This is a genomic window from Anaeromyxobacter sp. PSR-1, from assembly GCF_000964525.1.
In the GTDB taxonomy this organism is placed as follows: domain Bacteria; phylum Myxococcota; class Myxococcia; order Myxococcales; family Anaeromyxobacteraceae; genus Anaeromyxobacter.
The window spans coordinates 1-10,339 of sequence record NZ_BAZG01000157.1 but is presented as its reverse complement, the minus strand read 5'-3'; the positions used below and the strand labels follow the sequence as shown (position 1 = coordinate 10,339).

Sequence of the window (10,339 nt, the reverse complement as noted above, 5' to 3'; positions counted from 1 at the left end):
CCCGCAAGCCGATCCCGCCATGCCCGGCCCCGGTCACGCGCATTCGCCCCCGACCGCCCCCGCCCCCTCAAAGCCCCACCACGCCCACCAACGGCCCCGCCCGCCCACGCCCACCACGCCCACCGACGGCCCCGCCCGCCCACGCCCACCACGCCCACCGACGGCCCCGCCCGCCCGCTCAACCACGCCCGCCCCGCACCGCCGGACGGTTGCGCTATCCTCCCCGCATGCCCGACGACTTCCTCGCCGACTCGGCGCGCGCGGCGCTGTCCGCCGAGGTCCGCCGGCTCTCCGGCGCCCTCCGCGACGCGCAGCGCGCGCTGGCGGCGCTGGGCGGCACGTCGCTCCCGGGGCTGCACCTGGTGCTCGAGGCGGGCGGCCGCCGCGCGCTCCTGCCGGTCGCGCAGGTCGCCGAGGTGGTCCGCATGGTCGCGCTCGCGCCGCTGCCGGGCGCGCCGGCGCACGTGCTCGGGACCTTCTCCTGGCGCGGGGTCCCGGTGGTGGCCGTGGACCTGGCCGCGGCCGCGGGGGCGCGCGCGGACCTGGACCTCGACGCGCGCGTGGTGGTCCTCGCGGGCGCGCCGGCGCTGGGGCTCGCGGTGGAGCGCGTGGCGGGCACGGTGGACGGCCCGCGGCTGTTCGAGGGCGATCCGGCCGAGGCGGCGCCGGAGGGCTGGCGGGGGTCGCCGCTCGTCGCCGGGCTGTGCGCGGACGGCGGCGAGGTCCTCCCGCTCCTCGACCCGTCGCCGCTGCGGGCGGCGCTGGCGGGCCCGGGCGCGCCGGCGGAGCCGTGACGGACGGCGCCCCGGGGCCGGCGGAGCTCGCCGCGGTGGCCCGCGCGCTCGCCGCGGAGACGGGGCTCTCCCTCGCGAGCGGCCTGGGCGACGCGCTGCGCGCCGCGGTGGAGCGCGCCGCGGAGGACCGGGGCACGACGCCGGCGCGGCTCGCGGCGGCGGTCGCGGCGGGCGACGCCGGGGCGCTCGCGGCGCTGGTGGAGCAGGCCGCGGTGCGCGAGACCTCGTTCTGGCGCCACCCCGAGCAGCTCGCCGCGCTGACCCGGCTCGCCGGCGACGGCCCGGCGCCGCTCCGCCTCTGGTCGGCGGGCTGCGCGAGCGGCGAGGAGGCCTACGGGCTCGCCATGCTGCTGCGCGAGGCGGGCCGCGGCGCCGCCGCAGGCGACCGCGTCCTCGCGACCGACGTCTCCGCCCGCGCGCTCGAGGCGGCGCGCCGCGCGCGCTACGGCGCGCGGACGCTGCGGCGGCTGCCGCCCGCGCTGGCGGCGCGCTGGCTCCTGCCGGCGGGGCCGGACGGCGCGCGGGCGGTGCACCCGGAGGTGCGCGCGCCGGTGGAGGTCCGCCACCACAACCTCGTCCGCGACCCGCCCCCCGGGGCCGCGTTCGACGCGGTGGTGTGCCGCAACGTCCTCATCTACTTCGACCCGGCGGTCGCGGCGGCGGTGCTGCGCACGCTGCTCGCCGCGGTGCGCCCCGGGGGCTGGCTGGTGCTGGGCCCGGTGGAGCTGCCGCTCGCGGCGGACCTCCCCGTCGAATGGGTGGAGGACGGCGGGGCGACGCTGCTGCGGCGCCCGGGCTGATCGCGCGCGGCCGCGTCCGCGCGGGCTTTCCCGCGCGCGGCCGGTTACGATCCCGCCGTGTTCGACGCCTTCCTCCACGCCGGCGCGCTCGGGGCGCGCGAGGTCGCGGACCTCCGGTTCTTCGGGATCGAGGGGGCGCTGGTGCCGTCCGGCGACGCGGTGGTCACGGCGACGCCGGCGGCCATCCGCCGCGGCTGGGAGCAGGTCGCCGGCGCCACCCGGCGGCTGCGCCGGGGCGGCCTCGCGGCCTGGGCCGCCCTCGGCGTCCACCCGCGCCGGATCCCGTCGCGCGGCCTGGAGGCGCTGCTCGCCGAGCTGCCCGACGCCCTGGGCCGCCCGGAGGTGGCGGCGCTCGGCGCGGTGGGCCTGGCCGAGGGCGGCGCGCTGGAGGAGCGGGTGCTCTCGCGCCAGCTCGAGCTGGCGCGCGAGCTGCGGCTGCCGGTGGTCGCGGCGGTCCCGCTGCGCGGGCGCGAGCGCCTCACCCGGCGGCTGCTCGCGGCGCTGCGCGAGTCGGAGCTGGAGCCGGCGCGCGTGCTGGTGGCGGGCGCCGACGAGCGCACCGTGAAGGCGATCCGCGCCTGCGGCCACCTGGCGGGCCTGTCGCTGTCCGGCGGGGCCGGGCCGCGCGGCGCGGTGGACGCGGCGGTGCGGGTGGTGGCGTCGCTCGGGCCGGAGGGGATCGTCCTCGGCTCCGACGCCGGCGTGGGCGGCGGGGACCTGCTGGCGCTGGCGCGGGCGGCCGACCGGATGGCGAAGGCCGGGCTCGCGCCCGCCGTCATCCGCCGCGTGTGCGGCGCGAACGCGATCCGCTTCCTCGGCGTCGATCCGGCGGGGCTGCGGGGCCGCGCGTCCAGTGCCCGCTCCGCCCGCCCTTCTTCTCGATGAGCTCGATGGCCGTGATCGACATGCCCTTCTCGTACCGCTTCAGCATGTCGTAGATGGTCAGGCAGGCGGCCGAGACCGCGGCGAGCGCCTCCATCTCGACGCCGGTCCGGTCCACCGTGCGCACGGTCGCCTCGACCGCCACGCCGCCGGGGCCCGGCACCGCGCTCACGTCCACGCCGGAGAGCGCGATGGGGTGGCAGAGCGGCACCAGGTCCGGCGTCTTCTTCGCGGCCATGACGCCGGCCAGCCGCGCGGCGGCGAGCACGTCGCCCTTCTCCACCTCGCCCGCGCGGATCCGGCCCACCGTGTCGGCGGACATGGCCACGAAGCCGCGCGCCACCGCCACGCGCTCGGTCTTCGGCTTCGCGCCGACGTCGATCATCTTCATGGCGGCTAGTTCCAGCTCTCGGTGACGTGCTCGCCCAGCCAGCGCTCCGCGTCGATCGCCGCCGAGCAGCCGGTGCCGGCCGCGCTGATCGCCTGGCGGTAGTGCGGGTCGGAGACGTCGCCCGCCGCGAACACGCCCGCCACGCTGGTCGCGGTGGAGGGCGCCTTCACCGCGAGGTAGCCGACCTCGTTCATCTCGAGCTGGCCCTTGAAGATGCCGGTGTTGGGCTCGTGCCCGATGCCCATGAACACGCCCTTCAGCGGCAGCTCGCGGGTCGAGCCGTCGCGGGTGTCCTTGAGCCGGACGCCGGTGACCGCCTTCCCGTCGCCGAGGATCTCGTCCACCACCGCGTTCAGCGCGAGCTCGATCTTCGGGTTCTTGCGGGCGCGGTCCTGCATGATCTTGGAGGCGCGCAGCTCGCCGCGGCGGTGCACCACGTACACCTTGCTCGCGTACTTGGTGAGGAAGCTCGCCTCCTCCAGCGCCGTGTCGCCGCCGCCCACCACCGCGACCTCCACGCCGCGGAAGAAGAAGCCGTCGCAGGTGGCGCAGGCCGACACGCCGCGCCCCTGGTACTGCTTCTCCGACGGGATCTGCAGCCACTTGGCGGACGCGCCGGTGGCGATGATCACCGCGTCGGCGGTGTAGAGCGTGTCGTCCTGCCAGAGCTTGAAGGGGCGCTGCGAGAAGTCCACCCGGGTGATCTCGCTCGCCTCGAAGCGCGTGCCGAAGCGCTCGGCCTGCTTCTTCATCTTCTCCATCAGCTCCGGCCCGAGGATGCCCTCGGGGAACCCGGGGAAGTTCTCCACCTCGCTCGTGATGGTCAGCTGCCCGCCCGGCTGCATGCCCTCGAACAGCAGCGGCCGGAGGTTGGCGCGCGCGGCGTAGAGCGCGGCGGTGTAGCCCGCGGGGCCGCTGCCGACGATGACGAGCCGCTCGTGCTTGGACATGGCGTGACCTCCCTGGTGCGAGGGGACCTCTGAATAGCCGCTTGGAGCCAGCGTGTCACGGCGAAGGTTCGCTCGCGCATCGCCCGGGCGAGGGGGCGGCCGGCGCCCCGCCGTGCGCGGTCGAAACCGTTGACGGACCGGCCGTTTTGGCGGAAGGTTCGCCTCCTCCGGGCCGTTGGCCCGACACACCTCCCGCGGAGCCCTCATCCCCATGCGCAACGTCGTCCTCGGCGCGCTCGCCGTCCTCGCGGCCGCCTGCCAGTCCCCTCGCCCGGCCCAGCCGGCGCAGCAGAAGGAGAACCCGTCGGCGCCGGTCGCCAAGGTCGGCGGCCAGGCCATCACCGCGGGCGAGCTGGACGAGCTCGTGAAGAGCGACCTGAAGCAGCTCGAGCAGCAGTACGAGGAGCAGAAGTACCAGCTGAAGCGCCAGGGCCTGGAGTCGATGATCCGCCGGCGCGTCTTCGAGGCGAAGGCGAAGGCCGAGGGCATCACGCCGGACGAGCTGGTGAACCGCGACGTGGTCGCGAAGATCCCCGAGCCGGCCGACGACGAGGTCCGCGCGCTCTACGAGCGCGCCAAGGCCGGCGGCCAGCAGCTCCCGCCCATCGACCAGGTGAAGCCGGACATCGCCCGGTTCATCAAGAACCAGAAGGCCCAGGCCGAGCTGACGGCGTACTACGAGAAGCTGAAGAAGGACATGAACGTCGAGGTGCTGCTGCCCGCGTACATGCCGCCCAAGGTCGAGGTCGCGGCCACCGGCCCGTCGAAGGGCCCGAGCGACGCGCCCATCACCATCGTCGAGTTCTCCGACTACCAGTGCCCGTTCTGCGTGCGCGCCGAGCCGACGGTGAAGGACGTGATGGCCGCGTACCCGGGCAAGATCCGGGTGGTCTACCGCGACTTCCCGCTGCCCTCGCACGACCTCGCCCCGAAGGCGGCCGAGGCGGCGCACTGCGCCGGCGACCAGGGCAAGTACTGGGAGATGCACGACCGGCTCTTCGCCGCGAACGGCAAGCTCGCCGTGGACGACCTGAAGGGCTACGCCCGCGACGTCGGCGTGGACGGCGCGAAGTTCGACCGCTGCCTGGAGTCCGGCGAGAAGGCCCCGGTGGTGCAGGAGCACCACAAGGCCGGCGAGGCCGCCGGCGTGAGCGGGACCCCGGCGTTCTTCATCAACGGCCGGCTCATCTCGGGCGCGCAGCCCCTGGAGGCCTTCAAGGCCGTGATCGACGAGGAGCTGAAGGCGGCGGGCAAGCTGTAGGCCCCGACCTCAGGCTGGCGAAGCCGGCGGCCCCGTCCTAGATCCGGACGCGGCCGCCGTGCCGTTTCGGAGGTGTCGAGTGGGCGCATACGGACAGGGTGAGGGCGCGACGCTGGGCGAGCGCCGGAAGACGCGGCAGATCCGGGTCGGCAACGTGCGGATCGGCGGCGACGCCCCGATCGCCGTGCAGTCGATGACCACCACCCAGACCGCCGACGCCGCGGCCACGCTGGCGCAGATCCGCGCGCTGGCCGAGGCGGGCGCCGACGTGGTGCGCCTGGCCGTGCCGGACCAGGACGCCGCCGCCGCGCTGCCGGAGATCGTGAAGGCCACCCCGGTGCCGCTGGTGGCCGACATCCACTTCGACTACCGGCTGGCGCTCGCCGCGCTGAAGGCCGGCATCCACGGCATCCGCCTCAACCCGGGCAACATCGGCGCGCGCGAGCGGGTCCGCGAGGTGGTGAAGGCCGCCCGGGAGCGCAGCGTCCCGGTGCGCATCGGCGTGAACGCCGGCTCGCTCGAGAAGGACATCGTCGAGAAGCACGGCTGGCCCACCGCCGCCGGCATGGTGGAGAGCGCCGAGCGGCACATCCGCTTCCTCGAGGACGAGGGCTACCGCGAGATCAAGGTCTCGCTGAAGGCGCACGACGTCGCCATGACCGTGCAGGCGAACCGGCTCTTCTCCCGCCAGTTCGACTACCCGCTCCACCTCGGGGTCACCGAGGCCGGCACGCTGCTCGCCGGCACCGTCAAGAGCGCCGCGGGCCTCGGCATCCTGCTGGGCGAGGGGATCGGCGACACCATCCGCATCTCCCTCACCGCCGATCCGGTCGAGGAGGTGCGGGTGGCGCGCATGCTGCTCACCTCGCTCGGGCTCAAGTTCGGCGGGGCCACGCTCACCTCCTGCCCGACCTGCGGCCGGTGCTCGGTGGACATGATCCCGGTGGCCGAGCGCGTCGAGCGCCGCCTCGCCACGCTCAAGGGCGAGGTGCAGGTGGCGGTGATGGGCTGCGAGGTGAACGGGCCCGGCGAGGCGGCCGCCGCCGACGTCGGGATCGCCTACGGCCACAACGGCGTGGGGCTGCTGTTCCGCGACGGCAAGATCGTGAAGCGCATGAAGGCGGAGGAGCTGGAGGAGGCGCTGGTGGCCGAGGCCATCCAGATCTCCGGCCAGCGCGCGCCGAAGTAGCTCCGGGCGCTCGCCGTTCGGCAACCCCGGAGCAGGCTCCGACGAGCGGATCGTGCAGATCCGCTCACCCTGAGCGTAGGCGGTGCCATCGGCGCCGCCGGAGTCGAAGGGTCAGGGCGCCCGGCCCGCCGCGAGCGCGGCCAGGTACGCCGCGAGCGCGCGGCGGTCGGCGTCGGTGCCGCGGAACGGCGGCATGGCCCGGTTCAGCTCCGGCAGGCGGCCCAGCGCCTCGTACGCGCGCGGGGCGTCCCAGCCCGCGACCCGCGGGGCGAGCGGGATCTCCCGGTGGCAGTGCCAGCACTGCTGGGTGAGCACGCGCTTCCCCTGCGCGGCGAGCTCCGGGGTCTCGACCGGCGGGGGCGCGCGGCGACCGAAGGTGCCGGCCGGGAGCTGCGACAGGAGCGCCGCCCCCAGCGCCAGGACCACCGCGGCGGCGAGCGCATAGCGGGTGCGCGCAGGCATGGGGTTCCATTGTATAACCCACCCCCATGCACGCCGTCCGCTACAGCCAGGCCTTCATCCCGACGCTGAAGGAAGCGCCCGCCGACGCGCAGGTCGCGAGCCACAAGCTGCTCGTCCGCGCCGGCTTCATCCGCCAGCTCGGCGCCGGCATCTACGACTACCTGCCGCTCGCGAAGCGCTCCCTCACCAAGATCGAGGCGATCGTCCGCGAGGAGATGAACGCCATCGGCGGCCAGGAGTTCTTCCTGCCCGCGCTCCACCCGGCCGAGATCTGGAAGGAGTCCGGCCGCTGGGAGGTGATGGGCGACAACATGTTCCGGCTGAAGGACCGCAAGGGCGGCGACTACGGCCTCGGCATGACGCACGAGGAGATCTTCACCGCCATCGCCCGGGACGAGCTGCGCAGCTACCGGCAGCTCCCGCAGGTCTGGTACCAGATCCAGACCAAGTTCCGCGACGAGCCGCGGCCCAAGTCCGGCCTGCTGCGCGTGCGCCAGTTCACCATGAAGGACGCGTACTCCTTCGACGTGGACCGGGCCGGCCTCGACAGGAGCTACGAGGACCAGCGCCGCGCGTACGAGAAGATCTTCACCCGCTGCGGCCTCGACTTCGTGGCGGTGCAGGCGCACTCCGGCTCGATGGGCGGCAGCGAGTCCTCCGAGTTCATGGTGCGCACCGACGCCGGCGAGGACCTGGTGGCCGCGTGCCCGAGGTGCCGGTACGCCGCCAACACCGAGACCGCCACCTCGCGCGTCGCCGCCGAGGCCGACGGCCCCGGGCTCGCCGCGCCCGAGAAGTTCGCCACCCCCGGCGTCGTGACCATCGAGGCGCTGGAGCGGGCGCCGCACTCGGTGCCGGCCCGGCGGCAGCTGAAGACGCTCGTCTACCTCGCCGACGAGCAGCCGGTCGTCGCGGTGGTGCGCGGCGACCAGGAGCTGAACGAGGCGAAGCTCCAGACCGCCACCGGCGCGCAGGTGGTCCGCCCGGCGCACCCCGAGGAGATCCCGCCGCTCATGGGCGCGCACGCCGGCTCGCTCGGCGCGGTGCGGTTCACGAAGGCGCGCGTGGTGGTCGACCCGTCGCTCGCCGACCGCAAGGACATGGTCACCGGCGCGAACGAGGACGGCTTCCACCTCCGCGGCGTGGACGTGAAGCGCGACCTCCTCGCCCACGGCGCCACGCTGGCCGAGCTGCGCACGGTGAAGGCCGGCGAGGGCTGCCCGCGCTGCGAGGGCGCGCTCGAGGTCTTCAAGGCGCTCGAGGTCGGCCACATCTTCAAGCTCGGCACCAAGTACTCGGAGTCGATGAAGGCGACCGTGCTCGACGCCGAGGGCAAGCAGGTGCCCATCATCATGGGCAGCTACGGCATCGGCGTGGAGCGCATCCTGGCCGCGGCGATCGAGCTGCACCACGACGACAACGGCATCGTGTTCCCGATGGCCATCGCGCCGTTCCACGCCACCGTGCTCACGCTCGGGCCCGAGCCCGAGCTGCGCAAGGCGGCCGAGGAGGTGGTGGCCGCGCTCGGGGAGGAGGGCGTCGAGGTGCTGTTCGACGACCGCGACGAGCGCGCCGGGGTGAAGTTCAAGGACGCCGACCTGCTCGGCATCCCCGTCCGCATCGCGGTGGGGAAGAAGGGGCTCGCCGCCGGCAACGTGGAGTGGAAGCTGCGCAAGGGCGGCGCGGTGGAGCTCGTCCCGCTGGCCGAGGTCGCGCGCAAGGCGGCCGAGGCGGTCCGGGCGGGGACGTAGTCGGTCCGGCCCGGGCGGGCGCATCCCGCCGCGCCGGGCAGCGGAGGGGTGGATGCGCGCGAAGCTGTCGGTGGGGGCCGAGGGCCAGGTCACGTTGCCGCCGCGCGAGGCGGAGGCGCTGGGGCTCGCAGGGGGCGGCGACGCCGAGCTGGTGTCGGCGCGCGGCGCGTTCGCGCTGATCGCCCCCGCGCGCGGCGAGACGCCGCGCTCGTGGTTCGCGGGCTCGCTCTCGGCGCTGTCGGTGCCCGAGGTGATCCAGTTCGTGTTCACCTCGCTCAAGACCGGCGTGCTGCTGCTCGCGTTCGGCGCCGACGGCGAGCATGCCGCCGCGCCGGACCGGCCCGAGCAGCTGCGGCGGCGCAGCATCTTCTTCCGGGACGGGCAGGTGGTGTTCGCCTCGTCGTCGGAGCCCGCCGAGCGGCTCGGCCCGATGCTGGTGCGGTCCGGGCTGGTCCGCGACGAGGACCTGGAGCGCTGCCGGCACCTGGTCTCCGCCGGCCACCCGCTCGGGCAGGTGCTGGTGGACCAGGGGTTGCTCTCGCCCGGCCAGCTCTACGAGGGGATGACGCTCCAGGTGACGGAGATCCTGATGGGCTCCTTCCTGGAGGCCGCGGGCACGTTCGCCTTCCTGGAGGGCCGGACCGACGAGCAGAACGCGGTGAAGCTGCCGCAGCGCACCCGCGAGCTGCTGCTGGAGGGCATGCGGCGGGTGGAGGAGGCGGAGCAGCTCGGCCGCGAGCTGGGCGGGCGCGAGGTGGTGCTGCGCCGGGCCCGGGCCGGCGCGGACGCCGGCGGGCTCGCCCCGCTGGAGGCGCGGCTCGTCGAGGCGGTGGACGGGGCGCGCACGCTCCCCGAGGCGGCGCGGGCCGCCAGCCTCACCCTGCGCGAGGCGCTCGCCACCGCGGCGGCGCTGGTGCGCCGCGGCGTGCTCGCGGTCCCGGCCCTGCCCGCGGTCCCGGCGCCCGAGCCGGCACCGGAGACGCCGCGCCCGACCCCGCCGCCCGGCGTGCGGACCTCCGGGCCGTTCGAGACGTACCGCCGCATCTTCCAGCGCGTGCACCAGGCGCTCGCCGCCGCGCAGCCGGACGCCTCGGCGCGGCTCAACACCTACTTCGACCGCCTGCCCCCGAAGCAGCGCGCGCTGTTCGAGGGCGTCCGCCTGGCCGAGGACGGGTCGGTGGACGTGATGCTGGTGCTCGCGAACGTGCTCGCGGTCGGGACCTGGACCGGCGCCGCGGCGCGCGCCCGGGCGCTGGAGGCGCTCGAGGACCTGCTCGCGTTCGCGCTGTTCGAGGTGAAGAACTGCCTGCCCCGCCCCGAGGCCGACGCGCTGCTGCGCGAGGTCGGGCGCATGCAGGTCGGAAAGGCCTAGCCATGAAGCCGTCGGAACGGATCTGCGCCGCGCTCGACTTCCCCACCTTCGCCGCGGCCGAGCCGTTCGCGCGCGCGGTCGCGCCGGAGGTCGGGATCCTCAAGGTCGGGCTCGAGCTGTTCGCGGCCGAGGGGCCCGCGGCGGTGCGCGCCGCGGCGGCGCTCGGCCGGCCGGTGTTCCTCGACCTGAAGCTGCACGACATCCCCAACACCGTGGAGGGCGCGGCGCGCAGCGCGGCCGCGAGCGGCGCGGCGCTGCTCACCGTGCACGCCGCCGGCGGCGCGGAGATGGTGAGGGCGGCCGTGCGCGGCGCCGGCCCCGGCGTGCGGGTGCTGGCGGTGACGGTGCTCACCAGCCTGGACGCGGCGGCGCTCGAGGCCATCGGCCTCGCCGGCCCGCCCGAGGCGGCGGTGGTGCGGCTGGCGCGCCTCGCGGTGGACGCCGGCGCCGGCGGGATCGTCTGCTCGCCGCACGAGGTGGCGGCGGT

Annotated in this window: 11 protein-coding genes; 8 read left to right on the top strand and 3 right to left on the bottom strand. The window is 75.5% G+C overall.

The window, feature by feature from the left end; translation table 11 throughout:
- Window positions 1-227 precede the first annotated feature (227 nt).
- The 3 genes from PSR1_RS18065 to PSR1_RS18055 are packed head-to-tail and all read left to right on the top strand — an operon-like array spanning window position 228 to window position 2,479.
- Window positions 228-794, top strand: a complete 567-nt coding sequence (locus tag PSR1_RS18065) for a chemotaxis protein CheW (protein WP_059438838.1) — start codon at window positions 228-230, stop codon at window positions 792-794.
- On the top strand, window positions 791-1,594 hold the full coding sequence (locus PSR1_RS18060) for a protein-glutamate O-methyltransferase CheR (RefSeq protein ID WP_059438837.1): 804 nt from the start codon (window positions 791-793) through the stop codon (window positions 1,592-1,594). The genes PSR1_RS18065 and PSR1_RS18060 overlap by 4 nt, the downstream gene beginning before the upstream one ends.
- A 57-nt stretch (window positions 1,595-1,651) precedes the next feature.
- A complete protein-coding gene (locus tag PSR1_RS18055; RefSeq protein WP_059438836.1) occupies window positions 1,652-2,479 on the top strand; it encodes a TatD family hydrolase in 828 nt (275 codons plus the stop codon).
- Here PSR1_RS18055 and moaC read toward each other — a convergent pair.
- The gene (gene moaC / locus PSR1_RS18050) at window positions 2,370-2,867 is read right to left on the bottom strand and encodes a cyclic pyranopterin monophosphate synthase MoaC (RefSeq protein WP_059438835.1); all 498 of its coding nucleotides are present in this window, start codon (window positions 2,865-2,867) and stop codon (window positions 2,370-2,372) included. The two genes, PSR1_RS18055 and moaC, sit on opposite strands and share 110 nt — an antisense overlap.
- A 5-nt stretch (window positions 2,868-2,872) precedes the next feature.
- Window positions 2,873-3,817, bottom strand: a complete 945-nt coding sequence (gene trxB / locus PSR1_RS18045) for a thioredoxin-disulfide reductase (protein WP_059438834.1) — start codon at window positions 3,815-3,817, stop codon at window positions 2,873-2,875.
- 211 nt (window positions 3,818-4,028) lie between these two features.
- Between trxB and PSR1_RS18040 the strand changes: the two genes are divergently transcribed.
- Both PSR1_RS18040 and ispG read left to right on the top strand, forming a co-directional pair.
- On the top strand, window positions 4,029-5,078 hold the full coding sequence (locus PSR1_RS18040; protein WP_059438833.1) for a thioredoxin domain-containing protein: 1,050 nt from the start codon (window positions 4,029-4,031) through the stop codon (window positions 5,076-5,078).
- Between the two features lie 79 nt (window positions 5,079-5,157).
- Window positions 5,158-6,267 (top strand): flavodoxin-dependent (E)-4-hydroxy-3-methylbut-2-enyl-diphosphate synthase, encoded by a 1,110-nt coding sequence (ispG, locus tag PSR1_RS18035; RefSeq protein WP_059438832.1) that lies wholly within the window; start codon window positions 5,158-5,160, stop codon window positions 6,265-6,267.
- 111 nt (window positions 6,268-6,378) lie between these two features.
- Here the strand turns inward: ispG and PSR1_RS18030 are convergent, their stop codons facing one another.
- Window positions 6,379-6,729 carry a c-type cytochrome gene (locus tag PSR1_RS18030; RefSeq protein WP_059438831.1) on the bottom strand — a complete coding sequence of 117 codons (351 nt, stop codon included), beginning with the start codon at window positions 6,727-6,729 and terminating at the stop codon, window positions 6,379-6,381.
- 26 nt (window positions 6,730-6,755) lie between these two features.
- Between PSR1_RS18030 and PSR1_RS18025 the strand changes: the two genes are divergently transcribed.
- The 3 genes from PSR1_RS18025 to pyrF form a co-directional block, all read left to right on the top strand.
- Window positions 6,756-8,480, top strand: a complete 1,725-nt coding sequence (locus PSR1_RS18025) for a proline--tRNA ligase (RefSeq protein WP_059438830.1) — start codon at window positions 6,756-6,758, stop codon at window positions 8,478-8,480.
- A gap of 52 nt (window positions 8,481-8,532) precedes the next feature.
- On the top strand, window positions 8,533-9,852 hold the full coding sequence (locus PSR1_RS18020) for a DUF4388 domain-containing protein (protein WP_059438829.1): 1,320 nt from the start codon (window positions 8,533-8,535) through the stop codon (window positions 9,850-9,852).
- A gap of 2 nt (window positions 9,853-9,854) precedes the next feature.
- On the top strand, window positions 9,855-10,339 hold a 485-nt coding region (pyrF, locus tag PSR1_RS18015), incomplete at its 3' end, for an orotidine-5'-phosphate decarboxylase (RefSeq protein WP_059438828.1).